This window comes from Changchengzhania lutea (assembly GCF_006974145.1).
In the GTDB taxonomy this organism is placed as follows: Bacteria; Bacteroidota; Bacteroidia; order Flavobacteriales; family Flavobacteriaceae; genus Changchengzhania; species Changchengzhania lutea.
This window is the reverse complement of record NZ_CP039456.1, coordinates 2,182,500-2,206,490: the sequence shown is the minus strand read 5'-3', so window position 1 is coordinate 2,206,490 and position 23,991 is coordinate 2,182,500. Positions and strand designations below refer to the sequence as shown.

Genomic DNA, 23,991 nt, shown 5'->3' with positions numbered 1-23,991 from the left:
TCAGTCGTTTCTTAAGGCCACAATAGGTTTAATTCTTGATGCTTTTTTAGCAGGTAGATAACCAGCAATGGCACCAGCCAAAATTAAAGTAACGGTCGCTCCTATTACCAGACCATTATCGACCCCAGGATTTGTTATAAAATAGTCTTCTAAGCTTGGACCAATCCATTCCAACACACCTACACCTATCAGTAATCCTATATATCCTGCAATAGCAGTAACCAGCATAGACTCTATAAGGATAATGGACACGATGGATCTTGGAGAAGCCCCCAAAGCTTTTCTAATACCAATTTCTTTGGTACGCTCCTTTACTATAAAAATCATAATATTACTAATCCCTACTATACCCGCTATTAAAGTGCCAAAGCCTATTACTAAAATGATTACGGTTAAACCAGATGTCAACATATCCACTTGTTTAGTCTCTTGCGCCATGTTCCGAACACGAATAGCTCTTTGATCGCTTCTTGCTACCGAGAAGCGGTCTTTTAAGGTTTTAGTAATCTGTGTTCCAAAGGAAAGTGCTTGATCACTGTTCATCTCTGGGCTGTAGGTTAAATGCATAAAATCGATAAAATCGTTGTTCCCATATAAAAATTGGGCTGTAGTTAATGGTATGTAAACAACGCGTTCCTCGTTATCTCCTTCATCATCAGTAAAAACACCAACTACTTTAACAGAAATGCCATTTAAACTGATATACTTTCCAATGGCGTTTTCTTTTGCGAATAATTCATCATTAACAATTCTGCCAATTACTGCTACTTTTGTTATATTGTTTAAATCATTTTGATTGATATATCGGCCTTCACTTATCTTATTGTTTTCAATAAACATATATTCAGGGTGAACCGCCCTAAGCTGATAATTATTTTTTTCACCTTTAAAAGACACCGTGACATTTCTGTTTACCTTAGAAGTGATGTACTGCACCTTATCTCCAAATTCATCTAATATGAATTCATAATCTTCATTTTTAAACTGAATTTGCCTTCCGGCCTGAAGGCCTTTATGTGCTTTCGTGGTCTTTCCCGGAAAAATAATAATCGAGTTATTAGCATCGGTACCAAATGCTTCTTTAAACGTATTTTCCAACCCATTTGCAATACCGAAAAGAATAGTAAACAATAAGATAGCAAAAGCCACTGTGAAACCAGACAGTAAACTTCTGGTTCTATTCTTATTTATACTCTGAAATATTTCACGCCAAAGATCTAAATCAAACATACTGTTTTACCCTAACTTGATTTATTTTTTTATCTTCCATAATAACACCGTCGCGAAGGCGTACGATGCGTTTGCACATGTTGGCTATATCCTCTTCATGGGTTACCATTAAAATCGTTTTGCCTTCATCATTCAATTGCTGAATAAATGCCATAATATCATAAGACGTTGTCGTGTCCAATGCCCCCGTGGGCTCATCAGCTAACAATAATTTAGGATTTGCAGCAAGTGCTCTGGCTATGGCCACACGTTGGTTTTGCCCGCCTGAAAGTTCCTTAGGCAAATGTTTGGCCCAATCTGTCAATCCTACTTTCTCTAAATGGAACATGGCTTTTTCTTGGCGTTCTTTACGTTTCATTCCTTGGTAATACAGTGGAAGCGCTACATTTTCGAGGGCATTTTTATAATTGATTAAATTGAATGATTGAAAAATAAACCCCAAAAATTTATTTCTGTAAACGGCTGCTTTTTTTTCGGTAAGGTTTTTAATGGGTAGCCCATCCAGAATATATTCTCCCGAATCTGCTTCGTCCAACATGCCAATAATATTAAGCAAGGTCGATTTCCCTGATCCTGAAGATCCCATAATGGCAACCATTTCGCCATTTTCTACATTTAAATCAATACCCTTTAGTACATGTAAACTTGAATCTCCTATAGGATAAGATTTGTGCAATTGCCGAATTTCTAACATATTTAAAAATGTAAATGGTTAAGCTCCATGAGTAAGACACTTAAGGCGTGAAAATGTTACAAGAAAATCTACTTTTTTTGTTTTTTGGCTGTGTTAAACTTTCTGTAAATAAAATAACCTATGCCACCGACAAGAATATAAGGAATGGCCATTAAATACACAATCCCATCATTAATGCCTTCTGCTGTCGTTTGTCCTTCTTCACTTTCTAAGACCGCTCTACACATGGCGCATTGGGCGTTACTTTCTAGAAAAATGAAAATAGAGAAGATCGAAAAGATTATTTTATTTTTCATTTTACAGCTTCTTACGCATTGTTCAGAATAGCATTAAATATAGTAAGGTGAAATCATAATATAAACAATAACACCTGTAACGGCAACATACAACCATAGTGGGAATGTGATTCTTGCAATTTTTTTATGCTTTTCTATATTATTGGTTATTGCCCTAACATACGTAATCAATACAAACGGAATTACAATAATAGATAGTAATATATGTGTTAGCAAAATGAAATAATACATATATTTTATTGCACCCTTGCCACCAAACTGTGTAGAATCACTGGTCATATGGTATGCCACATACATAGCTAAAAAAGCGACGGATAATATAATGGCAAACTTCATTAATCGTTCATGAAGTTTTATTTTTTTATTTCTAATAGCCATAAATGCAAGCACAAGTACCAATGCCGTAGCAGCATTTATACCAGCATAAATTGGGGGTAAAAAAACGGGGAGTTCTGCATCAATTTTAACTCCAAATAATATAGCAACAACCACTGGAATGGCAATTGACAATATGACAATGAGCTTATTGTATTTTTTATCGTCTAAAATTTCTTTAGAATTATTCATTAAGCAATAATTTAATATCTTCTTTTAATGCTGAAATCTCTTCTTTTACGCCATCATCATCTACTTTTTCAGTTTCCGATACAATGCCTTTGTAATAGATTATAGGATTCCCGTATTCGTCTATTCTAGAACGAATAAACCCGTTTTTATCAATAAGCGCAAAATTTCCTGAATGCTCAAAACCACCATCAATAGTGTCATTCTCGGCGACATAAATGTAAAACCCTTCGTTAGCTAATTTGTATATAGCTTCCTTTTCACCCGTCATAAGATGCCAATTGGGGTTTGTAATGCCATATTTTTCAGCATACGCTTTTAGCACTTCTGGAGTATCAATCTCTGGACTGATGGTAAACGAGGCGACACCAAAATTTTCAAAGTCTTTAAATGTATTTTGAACTTGTACTAAGTTCGCATTCATTCTTGGGCAAATGGTTGGGCAGGTTGTAAAAAAGAATTCTATAACATATACTTTTCCTAAATAATCGGCATTGGTTATTAATTTGCCATCTTGATTGGTAAAACTAAAATCTGGAACTTTTCGTTTTACCCCATCATTTTCAATGAAAACCAAGTTTGATTTTTTTCCTTTTTCTTCTTTAGCAAAATCGCTTCTGCTCTCCTTTCTGATTATATCTCCTTCAGAAATTCTATCCATTATTTTCGGAATAAAAATAATCCCAAAAACTAGAATAACAAGGGCTATTCCTATGTATGAGTAATTTGTTTTTTTATTCATCTCTTTAAAATTGTGCTCAATCAGATTTGAACTTAATTTTGATTGTTATTTATATCGCTGGCTCTTCTTGTATCAGAATTAAATTCGCCTTTTCGTTTTTGTCTATACTCGGTAAATAAAATACGTACATCTTCGCTCATTTTATTCTTTATTTCGGAGACCTCAATACAGTCATAAGCATTTAAACCATAAATAGGTTTATTCTTCCCTATCTCATTATCCGTTCTATCATCTAACCTGCCCCGTTGGTTTAGATCTTTATCAATAACAAATACCTGGTCTGTTGCTAAGGTTGCATCTAAATTGCCATTATTCTTTAAACTGTTGAATATATTTAGAATATCGTTTGAATTGCCAAAAACAAAATGCCAAAACCTTAGGTCTTCGTAAGAGCTAATTTCGCTCTTAAGTGCTTTAACGTCACGCTCTGTTCCCAGTGGCATAACAATAACAGTCTGAAAACGCTTAAAACCTTTAAACTTATCATAGACCAACTCCTTTAAATTTGAAGCTGAAATAACCTTTTCCATAGGTTTGTCTCCAAAAAACCCTAACACGGTAATATGGTCTTCTAACAAAACCTTTTCATCAGAATCTGACACAAATGCTTCTAAATCCGAAACCCCTTCATTAACAATATCAAGCGGTGTGTAGTTATGCGTTGCCGGATATAGAAATAACAAAAACGTTACAGGAAGGAAAAACAAAATCCCTAAAACCACATATCTACTAATTTTTTTATAATCCATTAATTGGGCGTGTTTCCTTTGAAATTATAACTTATGCAAAAATAAAAAAGGTGGTTATTAAAACCACCTTCATGTTATCTTTTAACACATATTTAGTGTCTTATAATTGTTGCGCGTCAGATTTAAAAATCTCTTTTCACATATCCTGAAGAATATACGCTTTCTATATAACCGCCTTCTTGCAATAAGATGAAAATTAAATACAGGATTAAGAAAACTGCAGTCCAGATTACCATACGTTTTAGACTTTTTAATTCATCTCGCATGTGCATAAAATCCCATGTGATATAATATGCTTTAACAATGGTTAATACAATAAAAATCCAGTTCAAGATTTTCATGCCTAAAAACTTAGCCATTAAAGCTTCTGGTTTGTAAATACCCAGTGCAACTTCAATACCCGTTACAATGGTCAAGAAAATTAAAACACCCCAGATTTTTTGGGTGTTTGATTTAAACTTAACTAAACCTCTGAATATTGCTAATTTATGTTCGTGTGCCATGTCTTAATTTTAAAATTTTTAAACGAGGTAGAAGAATGTGAAAACAAATACCCAAACTAAATCTACAAAGTGCCAGTAAAGACCAACTTTTTCGACCATTTCGTAGTTTTTGCGTCTTTCGTAAGTTCCTAAAATCACATTAAAGAAAATGATAATATTAATTACAACTCCAGAGAACACGTGAAATCCGTGAAACCCAGTAATGAAAAAGAAGAAATCTGCAAATAGCGGAGACCCGTATTCATTAACATGCAAATTAGCACCTTCTACGACCGCGATACCATTATTTTTAATTTGCTCTAAAGAGGCTGCTCTAGAAAGCACCGTCTTTTCACCTTCCTCATTAATAATCTGAGTCCGTACTAAAATATTATCATGAGATTCTAATCCTTTTACTACTTCGTTAATAGAATAGGTTGGTAAAGTTCCTTCATCTAAAAACCAAATACCGTTTTTACGCTCATGAGCCGTTCTATCTTTATGTTCAACCGTCACAAAATCTCTAAGAGCCACGCGGTTTCCATCTGTGTCAACAAATTGCAAAATATTTCCACCTTTAGTTTGCACCGCACCATAATCGCCTTGAATAAAAGTTGCCCATTCCCAGGCTTGCGATCCAACAAAAATCAAACCGCCAATAATGGTCAGAAACATATAAATAGTCACTTTCGCCTTATTTAAATGATGTCCCGCATCTACGGCTAATACCATAGTTACAGACGACATGATAAGCACAAAGGTCATGAATGCCACATAAATCATCGGTAATTCTTGACCGTGTAAAAATGGTACGTGCGTAAACACCTCATCGGCAATTGGCCATGAATCAATAAATTTAAATCTTGAAAAACCATAGGCCGCTAAAAACCCAGAGAATGTTAAAGCATCTGAAACAATGAAAAACCACATCATCATTTTTCCATAACTTGCGTTTAAAGGCTGGTTGCCTCCTCCCCAAGTTTTACCTTTTGTTCCAGCATTTACAACTGTAGTACTCATATGTAATGGTTGTTTTTTTTAAGTTGGACAAAAATAATCAATTTATTTATCTAATAAAACATCCTGCCCTAAATTATATACACTCTAAATAAAGTTCTATATCTAAGTAGCCTTAGACCTTTAGGATCATTACTATTACCCATATTGACCGATTAAAGAATCAAGACCGCTTTGCTGTTAGAACAAAGACTTGCTTGTAACTAATTGATAAACAGTAATCTTTAAATTCATAACTTTCTAAAAAATAAAATTTTTCAGTAATCGCAAAAAGCAAGCCCCTCTTTTTTATAAGCCTTGAAAACCCTGTGTTCGCAAAGGTTTTCTTTAAACGAACTATTTGTAATCGAACAACAATGACTATTATCTAATAAAATACAGGAACAAAAAGAGATACACCCATAAGATATCTATAAAATGCCAAAAAGTCGCAGCCAATTCAAAACCTAGCATTTTTGCTGGACTATATTTTTGTTTAAAATTATTATATATGACTACTATCAAGCAGATTAAACCAACAACCACATGCAAAATATGCACCATAGCTATCAAATAAATATAAGACATGGTCACATTACTGGTTGGTCCCGTAAAATTATATCCCAAATCTATAATTTGCTGAAAACCTGAAAACTGATAGAAAATAAATACAATTCCTAACACCAATGTGGCTAAAAGAAATCCTGAAGTTTGTGTTTTATCTCCTTTTTTTAAAGCACGTTTTGCCAACAGAAAGGTGATACTGCTCAATATGATGACAATGGTACTAACTATAAACGCATTTGGCAACTGAAAATCCTTTAACCAATCTGGTCTAGAACTACTCACCACAAAGGCACTTGTCCATCCTGCAAAAGACATGATTAAGGAAATAATCCCAAACCAAAGCATCATTTTTTTAGCTCTGTTATTTTTTTCTTCTAAAGTTCCTTGAGTTAAATCCATGTTATCTTATAAATTTATCGACTACATATACAATTTGAACCAATGTTATGTAGGACACACTAGCTAACATTAATTGTTTCGCTGCGACTTCGGTCATCTTCTTAAATAATTGAATGGCATAATAAAGCATTCCCAATCCTAAAATAAATACGACTATCGCTGCTATAATGGACAACTGGAGTTTCCCCGTAAACCCAAATACTGGAATTATGGATACTAGGAGCGTCCAAATGGTATACATAATAGTTTGTACTGCGGTGCCCTTATCTTGTTTTCCTGTCGGCAACATGAAAAAGCCACCGCGTTTATAATCTTCAAATAAAAACCAGCCAATTGCCCAAAAGTGAGGAAATTGCCAAAAAAATTGTAGAGCAAATAAGGTGCCTGGCTCAATACCAAAATCATCAGTTGCAGCAACCCATCCCAACATAAATGGAATAGCGCCTGGAATAGCTCCCACAAATACCGAAAGCGGTGTTTTAGTTTTTAAAGGCGTATAGACACATGTGTATAAGAAAATGGAAATAGCACCAAACATGGCCGTTTGCTTGTTGATGGTGTATAATATGATAACACCCAACAAGGTAAATACAGACGCAACAATGAATGCGGTTTGGACAGACATTCTGCCGGCTGGTATGGGTCTGTTTTTTGTGCGGTTCATTAACGCATCTAAATCCTTCTCAATAATTTGATTAAAGGCGTTTGATGCACCCACCATAAAGTATCCACCCAATGCCAATAAGATCAAGGTTTTAAAATCAACGGTATCAACCCCTAATAAATATCCGGCAATTGAGGAAAACACCACGCTTAATGCAAGGCGCATTTTTGTGATTTCCTTAAAATCTGAAATAACAGAATGTGTTGCTAATGAAGATTTTGAATAACTCAATGTGATATTAAATTGGTCGCTTTATGATGCGAGTGCAAAGATACTCTATAAAAGCATTTTGAACAATCCTTTTAAGTGCTAAATTTATAATGGATTATGCATGAAAGATTTTGTATTTTTATAAGGTTCACTTTTCAAGTATTTAATTATGGCTTTATACAAAACACTTGCTCGTATTTTTATGTTTACTATGGTCTTGCAGGCTTGCGGACAGAATGATAATATTACTATCAAAACGACCCAATTATCAAATCACGTCTATATGCTCGAGGGCCAAGGTGGAAATATAGGTCTTTCTGTTGGCGACGACGGCGTCCTGATTATAGACGATCAATTTGCGCGCCTCACTCCTAAAATACTTGCTGCCATTAAAAAAATTAGTGCTAAACCCATTCGTTTTGTGGCCAACACCCATCATCATGGCGACCATACTGGTGGCAATGCCAATTTAGCTGAGGCAGGAGCTACCATCATAGCACACGATAATGTAAGGTCACGTTTAGAAACTGATAAAGAAAAAGACATGCTTCCTGTGATTACCTTTAATGATAAGCTCAGTTTATTTATCAATAACGAAAGGGTGCTCGTATTTCATTTAGACAATGCCCATACCGATGGTGATAGTATGTTGTACTTTACAGAAAGTAATGTATTGCATACCGGTGATGTGTTTTTTAGCAATCGGTATCCTTATATCGATTTAACTTCTAAAGGTAGTGTTGATGGCTATATTGAAGCTGTAAAGGTGGGCTTAATGACGATAGACGAGGACACAAAGATTATTCCTGGCCACGGGCAGCTATCAAATAAAGCGGAATATGAAATCTTTTTGAAGATGATGGAAACCCTTAAGAATAATATTCTAGCTGAAATAAACAATGGCGCATCTGAAGAGGACGTAGCTTCAAATGAAACCCTAACAAAAACCTATGATGATTTAGGCTATAGCTGGAATTTTATAACCAGTGAAAAAATAAGACGTACTTTTTATAAAAGTTTGAAAAAATAAGGGCGTTTAATAATCAAAATACCAATTAAACAAATCCGTTCTAAGGCCTACAGAAAACCAAACGGTATTACTTTTAAACGTTATAGCGCTAAGGGCTTCTGGATTAAAATTTCTAAACGTTAAGTCTGAAAAAATCTTCAAATTAGACGCAGGGTTTATTACATAACCCCCTTGCAGGTTGGCATTAAATATTTTGGTTTTGATCCCTTGACCTACTTCTACACCAGTATCAAAAGGCCTATCGTTATAATTTCTGTATATATCGGCACCGTAACTAAAATTATCAGTGCCATCATTAAAATCTAGGCCACGAGACCCAAAAATGAATTTGGCATTCGCAAACCAACGGTTTTTATGATAGCGACCTATAAGAATGGCTTCACTAAAATTAGCACCCCATAAATGTGCCATGGATTGATTGTTATGCCCATAATTTGTAGCGATCGTATTGTGTGAATAGGTATATGGCCGTACTCTATTGTACTCAAACTGAAGTAATAAATTTTTTACTTTAAAAGCATCAAAATATTTTACCCCTAATTGATACCCAAATTTATTTTTCCAACTTTTTTCACCTGCTTTGATATCATTAAGTGAAAATTCATCCAGAATAAACTGACCGTATAGATTGATATTATTATTCCACTTATATTTTGCCGTAGCTCCTAAAATGGCATTTCCGGCATCTTGACCAGTTTCAAACTCAATGGCACGGTAGAAAATAATGGGATTTAAATAATTAACATCAAAACCCCTATCGTTTAAGTTTGACCAGACCACAGATTCAAACAGTCCTAAATTAAATCTTTTGGACACGTTCCAGCTCAAATAATGGTTTGCGATATACTTGGTTAGAAATGCTCCACCTTCAGTCACTTCTGGTCGTACATCTTTTAACCACATGAAGGTATTCGTATATTTAATTTTCCAGAATTTGGTGTTTAACTTTAAAAATGGGTGCGGACTTGTAACATCGCTTAACAGTAATGAGCGATATCCATCGCCAATAAAATTTTTACCATGCCCAAATTGGATATTTATGAATTTTGCTGGCGTATATGACAGGTAAGCTTCGTCCACAGGGTAGTCATACGAATCTGTTTTAAAACGTTTGGCAATACCTCTGCCTGGTATAATAGCAGGATCTGCACCAAAGGCTTTTAAACTTTCTGCGTAGGTATTTACATATTGCGCAAACCGCCCTTGACTTTCAAAAACAGAGGCATAAAAATTCAATTTCTTTCCTAGCCCACCCTGAATCAAAATCCCTCTTGTATTATTATATGTTGAATTAAACTCCGCGTCGGAATCGGTTCCAACTTGTAAATCAAAAATAGGATCAAGCGTAAACCAATAATCCTTTGTTTGTAATTGCACTAAATGGGTATTCCATAGTCTTTCACCTGCCCAATTAGATGTTTTCTTGTTTAGCTTTTTCTTTTCAGCATCAAAATCATAATATTTTGAAACATCATCATATAAAAAAGGTTTTGAAGCTGTGTGACTATTGGTGCCAACGCTATTCATCTGTCTGTCAAATCTAGCATAATCATCATGTACAAATGGAATATTTAACTGACTTGAGTACCGGTTATTGGTAAATTCAATTAACGATTCGTTTATACTATCAAGTTCTGTTATTGCATGCTGAATATCCACAACGCCTTTATTCGTTTTTGATAGCTGCTGAGTAATCACTGATTGTCTTACTAAAGGAATATTAATGGGAATGGAATATTGTTTAAATGTTGCTCTTCCATTATAGGTGGCTGGTTGAATTTTTGGAAACAATGCAAATACGCGGATGGCTTCCTCCTTTAATTCCTGATACATGGCATCCACGTACACTACTCTGAAGCGCCCTTCTTTATCGACCTCAAAAAGGATAACCATCTCGCCTTTGTAATTATCTTCTAAAGCTATATTAGGCACTTTAAAATTGTCATAAATAGTTTCGTAGACCTGAGTATCAAAACATGCTTGCAACACTAAAATATCTATATATTCACATGATGGGAATACAGGAGGCTTTTCGTAAAAATCAATATTTTGTGAAAATGTATTGAAATAAACAAGTAAAGCTAGTAGAGCAAAACATTGCTTCATAAGAAATAATAAATGTTTAAATAAGCTTGAAAGATACTATAATTTTAATACATAAGAGCCATTAAAAAAACCGTTATCTCATAGAAATTAACGGTTTAGGTTTATCAAAATTGCAGTGTTTAATCCTGAATGCTAAAAATGATGGGTAAGGCATATATAACACCTACATTTTTATTCTGTTGTCTGCCCGGAGTCATCGTTGGTATTTTACTAATTACCCTAACGGCTTCTTCTTCTAATTTTGGATAAGGCGATCTGGTCTTTATATCTGTAACACGTCCCGTTTTGTCTATTCTAAACTGTACATCGATTTTTTGTCGTCCCGAAAGCCCATAATCACTGCCTATATCTGTATCAAACTTATTTTGAATGAGTTTGCCTATTTTATCAGACATGCATTTACGCTTGTTGTCATTCGTCTTTTCATTTTCACAACCTGGGTATATAGGTACATGTTCAATGAAAGCAATGGGAACATTCATCTCTTCTGGTTTTTTAACCAATGGCGCAATAGCATCTGGGTCTAACGCTGGAGCATCCATTTGTGGTTCAGTAAAATCCTTTTTTAAAGGCTCTATTGTAACATTATCGGGCACTTCTTTATAATCTTTGGGCTGTTCTATTTTTTTTCGCTCAATAGATTCTTCAAATACTGGTTCTTCTGGTTTTATTAATGGTGGTGACACCATAAAAGCATCCTCCTTAATATTCTGAACGTAATCTTTTGGAATAGTCGTTTCAAAAGTCATTTCAAATAAACCATAGGCCATGAGCAAACATACGATTAAACCCAGTTGAAAATAAATAGTGGTGTTTTTTTGTAAATTGGCGTCATGCTTTTTAGATTTTTTTACAATTTCTTTATTTTTCCGAATGCGTTTGTGAGGATTTTTAGGATTGCTCATATTATTTATAATTTAAACGTGACACCAATTACAATGAACTGATTTTGATTAATATTCAAAATCCAACAACTTGAATTTCAACAACAAATAATTTTTTTTCATATCCTGCAAGGTCTTATTTTGACCTTGTAGGTATTTAGAATTACAAAATAGACCTACAAGGTTTTCAAAATCTTGCAGGATTTTAATAACTAGTTCTAGTTAAAAATTTATTAATCGAAATTAGGTTAATATCACAATAAGTATACCAAAAAAAAATCCCGCTACAATTATTGTAGCGGGATTTTATATTATAGATTCCGAAATGGAATAAACGGAAATTAATCTTGTACCTGAAACACGATAGGTAATGAGTATGGCACAGTTACTGCTTTACCACGTTGTCTTCCTGGTTTCATTTTTGGCAACATATTAATCACTCTTGCTGCTTCCTTTTCTAAACCGGGATGCGGCGCTCTTGAACGCACACCAACAACATTTCCTGTTTTGTCAATTTTAAAAATCACATTGATACGTTGTCTTCCTGATAAACCTAAGTCACTAGCCAATTCTGTATTGAACTTTTTCTGAACAAAACTTTGAATTTTTTCAGACATACATTTTTTCTTAGCTTCATTATTTCCGCTCTCACAACCTGGAAATACTGGAACATTTTCAATAACCGCAAACGGTACTTCAATGTCTTCATCCATTTCCTCAACCTCAACGGCTTCAACCTCAACAATTTCTTCCTCCTGATCGGTTTCAGTAGATTCAATTACAGTCTCTTCAACCTCTTCTTCGTCTTCTACAATCTCAATCACTTCTGGAGCTGCTGGTGGCGGTGGCGGTGGCGGTGGTGTTTGAATTTGTTCTGTAATTGGAATTTCTTCATCTTCCAATTCGTCTAAATTCAATTGCCCGATATCTATATTCGATTTATCGTATGTTTTGTAATTAATGGCGTAATTTGTTAAAAATAACATTAACATTAAGCCAATAGCAAAGTACAATGAACTGTTACGTCCAACATTTGCTTTAGGGTTTTTTTTAGTTTCCATAATTTTCTCGTTTTACACAGGATTGCTAAATTAACTATTTATTTATTAAACATGCAAGCGTTTAAGTCTTTTTAACTTTCTTACCATATTTCAAGTAACAAAGCCCAATGGCTAGTAAAACACCAGCTGTATTAGCAAGTATATCATAAACATCTAAGGCTCTTGAAACCGTCATGGTATCTTGAAGTACTTCAATAATTATACCAAACGTTATAGAGATGAGCGCCGCATACACCATACTTTTTCTAGATGGTATTTTAAAATTAAAAGCAAAAGTTGCAAACCATAAGCCCCCCAAAATAAAATATGCCCCACAGTGAAAGATTTTATCCGCGAAACTAACACCAATATTTGGCAGATCCTTTAAAGTAAGCAAACTTACCGTTAGTAAGGCTGTAGAATATATTAAGGTAATAAGTAGGGCTACATTTTTAAGCACCTACCAAAGCTTTGTAATCATCGGCAGACATTAAAGTATCAAGCTGTGAAGCATCAGAGAATTTTAATTTTATCATCCAACCGTCACCGTAGGGGTCGCTATTTACTTTCTCGGGTTCATCTTCAAGCGATTCATTAAACTCAATAATTTCACCAGAAAGTGGTAAGAACAAATCTGATACTGTTTTAACAGCTTCCACCGTTCCAAAAATTTCTTCAGCATCTAAAGTTTCATCAACCGTTTCTACTTCTACATAAACAATATCGCCTAATTCACTTTGAGCAAAATCGGTCACGCCAATAGTAGCTACATCGCCTTCTACCTTTACCCATTCGTGATCTTTAGTGTATTTTAATTCTGATGGAATATTCATTTTGATTCTTTTAGATTGTTATATTGACAAATGTATTTATTCAATTTATCATTTCAAATACTTATCTGTTTAATTCCCGAAATTATATCGTAATGTGAAACCAGATCTTATTGTGGTTAAAGGAAATGCCGTAGAAATGGCATATTCTGAAAATGAATAATCAAAATAAAATATGGCGGTTAAGTTTTTACTGAATGCATAATCGGCTGAATATTTTAAGCCCCAAATGGTTTGACCCGAAGTGACTTGATTATTCTCTAAATCTAAATATCTAATAATCGTTTTATTGTCTCTTACCGAAACATCTGCTTTCATATTTAAATCGCTAACCACACGCTTTCTTGGTCCAGCAATTTTTGATTTGATACGCACATCTTTGATGCGATACCCTAAACCAAGAATATACTCGTTTCCTTTAATTTCGGTTAGTAAATTATTATCAAAACTCATGGATAACAATCTGTCCTTTTGAATTTCAGCTAGGATTTTTATTGAATTCTTCATTTCAAAGTCCAAGCGAACCAAAGGACTAAACTGTTCACTAAGATTTATATTACTGAATAATTGTGCATTTTTATAATTACCTGATTGGTCTTTCGTGTTGTTAGGTTGATCCTCATAACTCGTTCCTTGAATAATAGGATTATAATCTAAATTGGTTTGAAATTGATTGATGGTATAGGTGGAACGATACCCGTGCGTTAATGAAAACCGTTTGAATTTCTTTTTAAACCAGGCAAACTTCATAAAGCCGGTATACTTTAAGTCCCAATTAGGGATTGGGACATCCCTAAATGCACCAAGTTTAACAGAACTCGCATCTTGACCAGAATACGCTGAAAGAAACGCTGGCAATAATACAGATTGACTGTTTTTACCGTAACCTTTAGGATAGCCATCTGCATCGACATCGTTAAGATCTGCCCCATTTTTTGCTGCTAATCGTCTTGCGATTGTGAGCCGATTTGCTCGAAAATCGTTAAAGGCTTCTGATATATTTTCGTCACTCTGGCTAAATGCAGTCTTAATCAGAATTGTTGAAATATTAAAGTTGCCAAAGGTATTTGGAGTTAAAGATTCATACTGAAGCGAACTTCCTGTATCATTTACTCTATAATTTTCAGTATAATTTTCATAATAGGCCCTATTCCCAACCAAGTCTATTTTTAAATCCCTAACCGGTTCTAAATTCGCCGAGAAGTCAAACTGCTTGGTATTTGTGGACGTGAATTGTTGGTTAAAATCTGGATACACCGTTAGCCAACCCCGTCTGGCAGCTAAATCCCTAATATCGCTTTGGCTTCCAAATGTATAGCCTAATGTGGGTTTTAAAGTCCCAATAAAGCCTGGTGTTTGTAGGTATCCTGGTAAAAATGTCCCGCTATTTTCTGAATAATTAAACTGAATCCGTTTTACACTCGTTAAAATATCGATCCCTGCATTCAAGAATTTAGTTCCCGTTTTACTTTTACTTTTTGTTTTGGTAGGTGTATCTGCATTTTCTCCACGTGGAGTCCCTGCCGCTTGGGGCGTTCGACTTCTTATAGTTCTAACAGGTTTTTTAACCAAGCCTATAAACTTATACAGCCTATTCATATCTAAAGACGTATTCAAATTGTGGGTATTGGAGTTTTGAATGTTGTTCCCTAAATCGTAAGTCTCGCCATCCAATTCTAAATTTCCGTATAAATCAGAGCCTTTTTGCCATTGAAAGTTTCCTGTGTATTGGTAGGTCGCGTTGCTAATAAAAGCTAATGCTGGAATCTTATTTAGTGGTAATTCATAAGTAAGGCCTAACTGCTGGGTTTGCCTGTTGGGATCACCTACATCAAAAAAGCCATCCCAAACATCTAAGGATGGATCTTGTTCGCCGTTGAGGATATTATCTTTAAAATAATTACGAACGATGTTATTATTTGCGGCTGTAAAGTTTAATTGAAGCGCATCAGTTAAATTATAATTAATAGCATATTGAAAATCGAAGGTGTAATTTCTTCGATATAATTCTTCAATACCAATATTTGAGCCACCCAAATCAATCTCTCTAAATTTCTGACTATTGAATTGTCTGTTAATATCTGAATTCACCGTGAAGCTTGTCGGCAATAAATTAACATTGAAGTATTTTAAGATTCTCCAGTATTTTCCCGTAAATAGCGAATCATTGTTTTTAAAAGGTTCTATTCTTATCGGGTTAAAGTTATGAGCATAATTAGCCCCAACCCGCACTGTTTTATTAATCGATTTTTCTATTTCAAAATCGCGATGTTCCACTTTATTATAAGAGTAGTTTAAAGTCAGGTTTTCAACATCATAAAAACGTGGTTTAGCATCGGTAGTTCTAGTTTTTCTTACACCAATAAAATTAATGCTTTGACGTTTTGTGTAATCTTCCGATTGCTCTTTGATGTCTTCGCGTTCCGCATTGGAATCGGCAGCATCCAATCGAGATTCTAAGGTTAAATCCTTATAAAATTGATCGTATTTAGGCGTGATAAGTTCTTCACTCTGCGCATAATTAAAGGGTACTTGAAGTCCCCATTTTTTTGGCAATAGCTGCCCCACATTAATATTGGTTACCACATCGTACTGCTTAACATCCTCCAAACTACGCTCACTTGGTCCCTGCTCTAGGGCACCAAATCCAGAGGTACTCTGCCTGCCTGTAGCGCTAATATTAGCGAAATCGGCAATATTGGTATCCATACTCACAACAGCTGCCCAACCGCCTTCGTTATCTAAATCTGATAACCGGAGTTCGTTAAACCACACTTCGGCACATAAATCGTTGGAGGTCGCATTCTTAACACCAACCATGAGTGTTCTTACATCCCCAAAGTTCGGGTTTCCTTTTATCCCTACACGATGCTGTCCAATAACATAGCCTGAAAATGGATCACTCACCGCTACTATATCATTATTTACAACATCATAGAATGTTGGGTCTTCATTGGTTAAGGTCATGTCCGAAATACCTTGTGCCTTAATTTTACCTAGAATTTCTACAGGTATATTAATCTCATTTTCGGTCGGCCAAAGTCCTTCACGAGTTGTTGAATTAGACACCTGAAGTGGAATTTCTATTTGATAATAATTCTCTGTTAAATCGTTACCCATACGAATAAACCCAACCAAATCATCATTTGTAAGGTTCCCTGTTTCGCCAGCTTCGGCGTGCATAAACATCCGTAAACGTTTATACTGGCGCATATCAATATTGATGTTTTTATAGACCGCTTTTGAATCTTGTGGTTCTAAATCACAAACCTTAACAACCAAAGATTGCTCGTTTTGTCTCACCACTGTATTGTTATTATAGAGTTCCTCAGGATCAATTCCAGGGGGTCTATCGTAACTGCCATCGTTTTCAATTGTCCCAATGATGCCTACAGAAAATTCGGTTTGGGGGTCATCAGGGGTCGGATCGTTTTTATCCAAAGCTCTGGTGTAGCGCCTCCAGTCGCTTCGCACTAAATCGAGCGTACCAAATCTAAACACTACAGGTTGAACAAACTCCTTCAAATAAATTCTTGAAAAACGAACAGATCGTAAATCATTTATCCCACCAATCGCTTTTACGTGACTCCCTTGAACCGGTATTCTAAACTGATACCAGCGTACATTTCTAGTATCGCCATTAGGAAGTGCCCGTGGTCTATCTTTAAAATCCCTTAGGAATTCCTTGAGCGGATTACTATCAGGAAGGTTCTCAAAATCAGATTGGGATGTAGGCAGGTTTTGAGGGGTTAATTCTATTTCATACTCAAAATAACTGTCAATAGTGTTCATCGTGTTATCTCGATTAATATCCTCGACATCGGGTTGGGTATTGGCACCGCGCTGTGTATCTGTAAAGGTATCGGGTGTATTTCCTTCTACACCATTGTATTTTTTATAGCGATCAAAAATATTACCACTCGCGTTTAAGAAAAAGGAGTAGTTGTCATTTGCCGGGTCTTCCCCAAAATTAGCACCAAAAGCTACTGCTTCTTCTGCATCGTCATAGCCATCATAGCCTACATCTTGATTCGTACGTTCTTGCCCAGTGGTATCAAAAGCATAAATCAATGATTGATTCTGTGGCACTACGGTTCCCCATTCTGTTAATGGCAGAAGGTCTACATTCCCATCTTGAGGCAATCCATTTTCATATAATTTTCTACCATCTTTAATAATATCTTCAGATATATTCCCTAGGTTAAAGACTAATTTTCCGCCTGGATTTGATGGGTTATCTTGAAAAGGATCCTGCAACCAGAAATCAATATACTCCACATTTTGCTGTTCGAAATCAGTTGACGTTAACTGCCGTGTGATCCCTCCCCAGGCGTTTTGAGGATTATCAATTATACCATCTGCTGCTGTGGGTTCAAAATTATAGGGCCCTCTTTCATTAGGGTAAAAAGCCAAATCAAGTGTAAACAATACGGAATTTTGACCTTGCACCAAATCCCTTTCTGGGAACAATTCATTAATAAAAACACGACTTGTATATAAGCTCGACATATCATTATCTGAAATGCCATCAGGACGCTGACTACTATAAAAAATAGGATCAATAGTGTACCAATTTAATAAGGCGCGGTCGTAGCCATTTTCAATACCAGTGCCATCCTCAATTTCGTTCTCATTTCCATCTCCATCTACGTCTACTGGTCTACTCGATAGAAACCAAGATTGTTGTGACCGTAAATCGATACCATTTTGTGAACCTTCAAAATCATCCACGTAAGATGTGGCTTCGCCATTAAAATCGGTGCCTTTTGGTGCGCCGGGTGCTAAGTATGCAAATTCCCCTCTTAGTGATAAATTAGATTCCACATCCGTATCAATATTAGGGAGCTTGTTTGCCAACCGTGTTAAAAATGGTACTTGTGTAGAGTAATTACCATTTAAGCCAAAAATAGTATTATTAATAGGCTCTGTGCCATAATTGGCCTTTTGGGTTATGGGGCGTTCATTAAGATTTAAAAGCGTACCGCCCAAAACAAAATTTTCATTGAATTGGTGTTCAATATTAATCCCTGTAAAACGTCTGGTCTGCTGACCAAATACGGCATTGTTTTCTGTGGAAACTTCTATAGGTGTATTGGATGCTTTTAAAGCCTCGTCTAAAATTTGAACTCGACCCAACTGATAATTAACGGTATAGTCTATACCTTCTACCAAAACACGTCCGCCAGCCGTAACCCTTACCGAACCTCTTGGCACATTGAAGGCACCAATAGGAATACCATCCCCACCCGAAGACTTATAACGCCCTTTTAACTTAAATTTATTTTTTTCAACTTCTTCTAAAGCGGCTGTTTTTGTACTCTTATAAAGAATGTCGTAAACATATTTTTCTTGATTTTCATTGTAGGTAGCATCATTTTCGTAATCTTCGCCGGCGTTAAGTGAGAGCGTATTAAAGAGGTATTCCCCAAAAGGCTCTACATTGGTAAACACGATTTTTCCGTTTTGCGGCATAACTGTGATGCCCGGTACAAAATCAAAAAAACCATCCCCGTTCGATTGTGGATCGTTATTAAAATTTAACTTATCTAAATTGAAAACCCGTAGTAGAGGTATTTCGTTCAGAGGGTCTTCATCAGGTCCAGGTGTTGGAAAAGGGGTTGTTCCTACTGGCGAAATAAAATTAAGAGGCGATGCTTCATTATAAAAAATGTTTAATTTAAAATCATCCTGACTCAGATTATAAGCACCGGTATCATAGATATTTTTCATCATCAAATCCCACACAGGTTGGTTCACATTGGTGATGCTACTTTTCAATAATTTTAATACTAAATTTTTATTTGTCACTGAGGTGACTTGCCCACCGCTAGTTTCAACATCTGTAGCATTCACCCCATCATTGGCAAACTCTCCCACTTGGTATACATTTCCTCCTAAAGTAAATTGAAACGCCACCGCCAATACCTCATCATTATTCAAGCGTTGGTTTAATGAGATATAACCAAGCTCTGTATTTAGTGTATATTCTTGTCCGTTAATTAATTTTCTAGCATTTTCCAAGTTTGCATAATCGAAGCCCTCATTCACATTGGGAACCAAAATGCCTGCTTTTACGGTAGCAATATCCCGGATAGCCTCAGTAAGTTGCGAACCTGCACCGCCAATATTTGTGGGATCAAAATCATTATTTCCATTATCTGGAACAGCGCCGGCACCCACATTTACAAAGCCACCTGGAGGTGATTGCAATCCTATGACCGTAGATTCCCCTAAATCTTGCAGTGCCACCACATTTCTAACGTTATCTGTACGGTTGCTTCTATTGGTTACCCACGCTTCCATTCTAGTGATTTGCAAACCACGTGTGTCTAAATATGGATAGGTCCTTAATGCTTTATTATAGGTTTCCCTAAAATATTGTGCTAAAAAGAAGTGCCTATTTTCATCATAATCCCTAATAAAAAGTTCAAATTCTTCTAAGGTGCCACCGCCTTGTGCCACTACGGTATTGCCTTGTGATTTTTGTTCAGAAAACACCCCCGTTACAGTGGTTTTACCAAATTGCAACTGCGCTTTGACTCCAAATAAACTTTGAGCGCCTGTAATTAAAGAGCTGTTTAAAGGCATACTCACATTACCCACTTCAATTTTTTGAATGATATCATCTTCAGTTGGTGTGTACTCCAATTTGATGAGGTTTTGAAAATCGAAAGTAGACTGTGTATCGTAGTTGGCAGTTACTTGAAGTCTTGTGCCCACTTTTCCGAGTAGACTCAAACTGATGCGCTGATCGAAATCAAAGGTAAAATTACTTCTATTTCTAGGTGAAAATGACGGATTGTCTTGTTTAGAAAACAACACGCCTAAATCCATTTCAACCGATCCTTGCGGGACGACTTCGATGGTATTGCTTCCAAAAATAGTTTCAAAAAAATCTGATTTTACATAAAACTCTGGCAATAAATTCTTCTGAGTGTCTTCGGCGCCATCCTTTTTCCCAGACAAGGCATCAATTTTTTCTTTATAATATGCTTTAATATTTTCTTTAGCAACTAAGGCATAGTACTCTTTAGGCGTTAAAATAACAGGATAATTAATATTGAAATCTCCTATTTTTTGAGTATATATATAACGATTGGTAATCGGGTCGTAAATGTATTTGGCCTCTACACTATTGGGATCTGGCATTTTTATAGAACCCGCATTATATCCCGGTTTTATTGAATCCTGAACGGGTTGCTGTGACCACCCATAAAAAGAACAAAGTATGGTGAAAATTAGAAAAGCGTAATGCCCATTTGATTTATAAAAACGTTGGTTTGTTTTACTCAAAATCTATTATAAATTTTTTAAAGCTTGTTTTATAATGGTTTCAACATCAGCCTCAGGGTGAGAAATCATAATTTTTTCGACGACGCGCTCTGCTTGTTTTTTCACAAAACCAAGCACTTCTAATGCAGATAACGCTTCATCTTTACTGGTATTGCCTCTAGGAATAGAAACTTCATCAATATCATAAATCTTTAGAATTTTATCTTTCAAATCTATAATAACGCGCTGTGCGGTTTTAGTACCTATTCCTTTTATAGATTGAATTAAAGCCACATCATTGTTTGCGATACCTTCCCTTACCTGCTTTGGAGTTAGTGATGATAACATAGTACGTGCAATACTCGACCCTATACCACTAACTGAAATGAGTAATCTAAAAATGTCACGTTCTGCCACACTAGAAAACCCATATAATGTATGCGAATCTTCTTTGACTTGAAGATGTGTGAATAATTTGAGGTTATCGTTATTAGGTAGTTGCGAATAGGTATGTAATGAAATATGAAGCATATAGCCCACGCCGTTACAATCAATAACTACATGTGTTGGATTTTTTTCAGTAAGTTTCCCTTGAATATGTGTTATCATGAATTGTAGTTCGTTGCCCGACCAAATGTAATAAAATTATTGTCACTAATTTACTTTGCTTTACCCTTTTCTGATTCCCACTTTTCCTTATGTTGTGCATCGATAACCGCCACGGCTGTCATGTTTACAATTTCATCAACGCTCGCTCCTAATTGCAAGATATGTACGGGTTTACGCATCCCCATCATAATGGGCCCTATAGAATCTGCATCGTGTAGTTCCTTTAGTAATTTGTACGTGATATTTGCGGCATCCAAATTTGGAAAAATAAGTGCATTTACTTTTTTACCCACCAGTTTAGAAAACGGGAATTTTTCGCGAAGCATGTCGTCATTTAATGCAAAATCTGTTTGAAGTTCACCATCTACCGCTAAATCCGGATGATGCCTATGCAAATAGGAAACAGCCTCCCGCACTTTCGATGCTTTTTCGTTAGGTGACGAGCCGAAATTTGAATACGAGACCATAGCCATAACCGGTTCTAAAGCGAACATTTTAATAACCTTTGAGGTCATTTGAGCGATGCGCGTTAAATCTTTTGCAGTAGGATCTATATTAATAGAGGTATCACTTAAGAATAAGGGGCCACGTTTTGTCATCATCACATTGGTGGTTGCAATTCTTGAAGCGCCTTGTGCCAGCCCGATGAGTTCCATCATAGGTTTTAATACGGTTGGATAACTACGAGAATACCCCGAGATAAGGGCATCAGCATCGCCCTCATTCACCATCATGGCCGCATAATAGTTACGCTCTCGCATTAAACGCTGCGAAGAATAATACGTTACTCCGCGACGTTTGCGCTGCTCCCAATACACTTTGGCATATTTATTTTTCGTATCGTTTTCTGATTCTTCTTTCGGATCGATAATAGGCACATCTGCATCAAATTCAATCTCCTTCATTAAGGCTTTAATCGTTTCCTTTCTACCTAATAAAACAGGAAACGCAATGCCTTCTTCGTGGACAATTTGAGCTGCTTTAAGCACCGCCAATTGATCGGCCTCTGCAAATACCACCCGCTTGGGTGCTAATTTTGCCCTGTTAAGCAAAAGCCTGACCACCTTGTTATCTGAGCCCAGACGTTCTCTTAAAGATTCTTTGTATTTATCCCAATCTATTATCGGTTCTTTTGCGACACCACTGTCCATGGCTGCTTTTGCAACTGCTGGAGGCACTTCTGCAATTAATCTTGGATCGAAAGGCTTTGGAATGATATACTCTTTTCCAAAAGTTAAGCGGGTTTCGCCATAAGCAATATTCACTTGTTCAGGCACGGGTTCTTTTGCTAAATTGGCCAAGGCTTTAACCGCCGCCATTTTCATCGCTTCGTTAATTTTTGTAGCACGAACATCCAATGCGCCTCTAAAAATAAATGGAAATCCTAAAACATTATTTACCTGATTAGGATGATCGCTACGCCCAGTAGCCATGATGATATCTTTTCTCGCGGCGATGGCAATGTCGTACTTTATTTCTGGGTCTGGATTGGCCATAGCAAATACGATGGGGTTTTTAGCCATCGCTTTTAGCATATCTGCTGTTACGATATTGGCCATGGATAGACCAATAAAAACATCGGCATTTTTCATGGCTTCATCTAGCGTATCAATTTTTCTATGGGTAGAGAATTCTGCTTTTTCTATAGATAAATTTTCGCGGTCGTTTCTAATGACACCTTTACTATCCAGCATCACCATATTTTCTCGCTTTGCACCAAAAGCTTGATACAATCGCGAACAAGAAATGGCCGCTGCTCCTGCGCCACTTATTACAATTTTTACCTTATTAATTTTTTTCTTTGAAAGCTCCAAGGCATTTAAAAGAGCCGCCGCAGAAATAATCGCCGTACCATGTTGATCATCATGCATCACCGGTATATCCAATTCTTCTTTTAAGCGTCTTTCAATTTCAAAAGCTTCAGGGGCTTTGATGTCTTCTAAATTAATCCCGCCAAATGTAGGGGCGATCATTTTTACGGTTTGAATAAATTCGTCGATATTCTCTGTATCCACTTCAATATCAAACACATCAATATCAGCAAAAATCTTAAACAGTAAACCTTTACCTTCCATAACAGGTTTAGAGGCTTCAGGACCAATATTACCCAGTCCCAATACAGCTGTACCGTTTGTGATTACAGCAACTAAATTACCTTTAGCTGTGTACTTGTAGGCATTATTTTTGTCCTTTTCTATTTCTAAACACGGTTCTGCAACTCCTGGGGAATATGCCAGTGACAAATCTCTCTGGCTCGAATATTTTTTGGTTGGGACTACTTTTATTTTTCCTGGAGTTGGTTTGGCGTGATATATTAGGGCTTCTCGACGTTTGCTTTCTTCGCTCATAAAAATGGATAATTAGGTAACCGTAAAAATATAATAATCCCACTAAGGAAGCCGCTATTCTTTTAAAAAATTGAAATTTCATTTGAAATTATAGATCTGTGGATATAAAAACGCAATATCTTGGGTATTACAAGTTTTAATTTCTTACATGTAACTTGCCAAGGCGGTACATTTGAGTTAAATTTAAATACAAAAACGTCCTACTAGTATTTTAAACATGCTTACTTTTCATTTTCGAAAATCTCTTGACATTTATACCATTGAATTCTAAATACGTTT

At 36.0% G+C, this 23,991-nt stretch carries 19 protein-coding genes; 1 reads left to right on the top strand and 18 read right to left on the bottom strand.

What is annotated here, in order from left to right:
• The 10 genes from FAF07_RS09965 to cyoE form a co-directional block, all read right to left on the bottom strand.
• Complete coding sequence (locus FAF07_RS09965; protein ID WP_142784972.1) at positions 1 to 1,230, bottom strand: ABC transporter permease; 1,230 nt, start codon at positions 1,228 to 1,230, stop codon at positions 1 to 3.
• Positions 1,223 to 1,924 (bottom strand): ABC transporter ATP-binding protein, encoded by a 702-nt coding sequence (locus tag FAF07_RS09960; RefSeq protein ID WP_142784971.1) that lies wholly within the window; start codon positions 1,922 to 1,924, stop codon positions 1,223 to 1,225. The genes FAF07_RS09965 and FAF07_RS09960 overlap by 8 nt, the downstream gene beginning before the upstream one ends.
• 68 nt (positions 1,925 to 1,992) lie before the next feature.
• Positions 1,993 to 2,220, bottom strand: coding sequence for a hypothetical protein (locus FAF07_RS09955; protein WP_142784970.1), 228 nt, complete (start codon positions 2,218 to 2,220; stop codon positions 1,993 to 1,995).
• Between the two features lie 33 nt (positions 2,221 to 2,253).
• Entirely contained in the window at positions 2,254 to 2,787 is a 534-nt protein-coding gene (locus FAF07_RS09950; protein WP_142784969.1) for a DUF420 domain-containing protein, read from the bottom strand.
• A complete protein-coding gene (locus FAF07_RS09945) occupies positions 2,780 to 3,526 on the bottom strand; it encodes an SCO family protein (protein WP_142784968.1) in 747 nt (248 codons plus the stop codon). The genes FAF07_RS09950 and FAF07_RS09945 overlap by 8 nt, the downstream gene beginning before the upstream one ends.
• A 32-nt stretch (positions 3,527 to 3,558) precedes the next feature.
• A complete protein-coding gene (locus FAF07_RS09940; RefSeq protein ID WP_142784967.1) occupies positions 3,559 to 4,275 on the bottom strand; it encodes a hypothetical protein in 717 nt (238 codons plus the stop codon).
• Between the two features lie 122 nt (positions 4,276 to 4,397).
• Positions 4,398 to 4,778: a cytochrome C oxidase subunit IV family protein gene (locus FAF07_RS09935; RefSeq protein WP_142784966.1), complete on the bottom strand. Its 381-nt coding sequence runs from the start codon at positions 4,776 to 4,778 to the stop codon at positions 4,398 to 4,400.
• 18 nt (positions 4,779 to 4,796) lie between these two features.
• Entirely contained in the window at positions 4,797 to 5,777 is a 981-nt protein-coding gene (locus tag FAF07_RS09930; RefSeq protein WP_142784965.1) for a cytochrome c oxidase subunit 3, read from the bottom strand.
• Between the two features lie 360 nt (positions 5,778 to 6,137).
• Positions 6,138 to 6,719, bottom strand: a complete 582-nt coding sequence (locus FAF07_RS09925) for a cytochrome c oxidase subunit 3 (RefSeq protein WP_142784964.1) — start codon at positions 6,717 to 6,719, stop codon at positions 6,138 to 6,140.
• A 1-nt stretch (position 6,720) separates the two neighbouring features.
• Positions 6,721 to 7,548, bottom strand: a complete 828-nt coding sequence (cyoE, locus tag FAF07_RS09920) for a heme o synthase (protein ID WP_394344974.1) — start codon at positions 7,546 to 7,548, stop codon at positions 6,721 to 6,723.
• Positions 7,549 to 7,762: 214 nt separating this feature from the next.
• Between cyoE and FAF07_RS09915 the strand changes: the two genes are divergently transcribed.
• Positions 7,763 to 8,623, top strand: coding sequence for an MBL fold metallo-hydrolase (locus FAF07_RS09915; protein WP_142784962.1), 861 nt, complete (start codon positions 7,763 to 7,765; stop codon positions 8,621 to 8,623).
• 6 nt (positions 8,624 to 8,629) lie between these two features.
• Here FAF07_RS09915 and FAF07_RS09910 read toward each other — a convergent pair whose 3' ends face one another.
• The 8 genes from FAF07_RS09910 to FAF07_RS09875 all read right to left on the bottom strand — a co-directional run bounded on the left by FAF07_RS09910 (position 8,630) and on the right by FAF07_RS09875 (position 23,712).
• On the bottom strand, positions 8,630 to 10,729 hold the full coding sequence (locus FAF07_RS09910) for an energy transducer TonB (protein ID WP_142784961.1): 2,100 nt from the start codon (positions 10,727 to 10,729) through the stop codon (positions 8,630 to 8,632).
• 119 nt (positions 10,730 to 10,848) lie between these two features.
• Complete coding sequence (locus FAF07_RS09905; protein WP_142784960.1) at positions 10,849 to 11,634, bottom strand: energy transducer TonB; 786 nt, start codon at positions 11,632 to 11,634, stop codon at positions 10,849 to 10,851.
• A gap of 320 nt (positions 11,635 to 11,954) precedes the next feature.
• Entirely contained in the window at positions 11,955 to 12,674 is a 720-nt protein-coding gene (locus FAF07_RS09900) for an energy transducer TonB (protein ID WP_142784959.1), read from the bottom strand.
• Positions 12,675 to 12,735: 61 nt separating this feature from the next.
• Complete coding sequence (locus FAF07_RS09895) at positions 12,736 to 13,113, bottom strand: VanZ family protein (protein ID WP_142784958.1); 378 nt, start codon at positions 13,111 to 13,113, stop codon at positions 12,736 to 12,738.
• On the bottom strand, positions 13,106 to 13,486 hold the full coding sequence (gcvH, locus tag FAF07_RS09890) for a glycine cleavage system protein GcvH (protein WP_142784957.1): 381 nt from the start codon (positions 13,484 to 13,486) through the stop codon (positions 13,106 to 13,108). Before gcvH ends, FAF07_RS09895 begins: the two co-directional genes overlap by 8 nt.
• Before the next feature lie 69 nt (positions 13,487 to 13,555).
• Positions 13,556 to 20,776 carry a T9SS outer membrane translocon Sov/SprA gene (sov, locus tag FAF07_RS09885; RefSeq protein ID WP_246067681.1) on the bottom strand — a complete coding sequence of 2,407 codons (7,221 nt, stop codon included), beginning with the start codon at positions 20,774 to 20,776 and terminating at the stop codon, positions 13,556 to 13,558.
• 6 nt (positions 20,777 to 20,782) lie between these two features.
• Positions 20,783 to 21,364 carry a Holliday junction branch migration protein RuvA gene (ruvA, locus tag FAF07_RS09880; protein WP_142784956.1) on the bottom strand — a complete coding sequence of 194 codons (582 nt, stop codon included), beginning with the start codon at positions 21,362 to 21,364 and terminating at the stop codon, positions 20,783 to 20,785.
• A gap of 50 nt (positions 21,365 to 21,414) precedes the next feature.
• Positions 21,415 to 23,712, bottom strand: coding sequence for an NADP-dependent malic enzyme (locus FAF07_RS09875; protein ID WP_142784955.1), 2,298 nt, complete (start codon positions 23,710 to 23,712; stop codon positions 21,415 to 21,417).
• Between the last annotated feature and the right edge of the window lie 279 nt (positions 23,713 to 23,991).

Bases quoted from the DNA above. Each gene is read 5' to 3' on its own strand.
- FAF07_RS09940 (WP_142784967.1), bottom strand. From the start codon at position 4,275: ATGGATTATAAAAAAATTAGTAGATATGTGGTTTTAGGGATTTTGTTT.
- FAF07_RS09930 (WP_142784965.1), bottom strand. From the start codon at position 5,777: ATGAGTACTACAGTTGTAAATGCTGGAACAAAAGGTAAAACTTGGGGA.
- FAF07_RS09955 (WP_142784970.1), bottom strand. From the start codon at position 2,220: ATGAAAAATAAAATAATCTTTTCGATCTTCTCTATTTTCATTTTTCTA.
- FAF07_RS09875 (WP_142784955.1), bottom strand. From the start codon at position 23,712: ATGAGCGAAGAAAGCAAACGTCGAGAAGCCCTAATATATCACGCCAAA.
- FAF07_RS09905 (WP_142784960.1), bottom strand. From the start codon at position 11,634: ATGAGCAATCCTAAAAATCCTCACAAACGCATTCGGAAAAATAAAGAA.
- FAF07_RS09950 (WP_142784969.1), bottom strand. From the start codon at position 2,787: ATGAATAATTCTAAAGAAATTTTAGACGATAAAAAATACAATAAGCTC.
- FAF07_RS09925 (WP_142784964.1), bottom strand. From the start codon at position 6,719: ATGGATTTAACTCAAGGAACTTTAGAAGAAAAAAATAACAGAGCTAAA.
- FAF07_RS09910 (WP_142784961.1), bottom strand. From the start codon at position 10,729: ATGAAGCAATGTTTTGCTCTACTAGCTTTACTTGTTTATTTCAATACA.
- gcvH (WP_142784957.1), bottom strand. From the start codon at position 13,486: ATGAATATTCCATCAGAATTAAAATACACTAAAGATCACGAATGGGTA.
- FAF07_RS09965 (WP_142784972.1), bottom strand. From the start codon at position 1,230: ATGTTTGATTTAGATCTTTGGCGTGAAATATTTCAGAGTATAAATAAG.
- FAF07_RS09945 (WP_142784968.1), bottom strand. From the start codon at position 3,526: ATGAATAAAAAAACAAATTACTCATACATAGGAATAGCCCTTGTTATT.
- FAF07_RS09935 (WP_142784966.1), bottom strand. From the start codon at position 4,778: ATGGCACACGAACATAAATTAGCAATATTCAGAGGTTTAGTTAAGTTT.
- cyoE (WP_394344974.1), bottom strand. From the start codon at position 7,548: ATGCGCCTTGCATTAAGCGTGGTGTTTTCCTCAATTGCCGGATATTTA.
- ruvA (WP_142784956.1), bottom strand. From the start codon at position 21,364: ATGATAACACATATTCAAGGGAAACTTACTGAAAAAAATCCAACACAT.
- FAF07_RS09915 (WP_142784962.1), top strand. From the start codon at position 7,763: ATGGCTTTATACAAAACACTTGCTCGTATTTTTATGTTTACTATGGTC.
- FAF07_RS09900 (WP_142784959.1), bottom strand. From the start codon at position 12,674: ATGGAAACTAAAAAAAACCCTAAAGCAAATGTTGGACGTAACAGTTCA.
- FAF07_RS09960 (WP_142784971.1), bottom strand. From the start codon at position 1,924: ATGTTAGAAATTCGGCAATTGCACAAATCTTATCCTATAGGAGATTCA.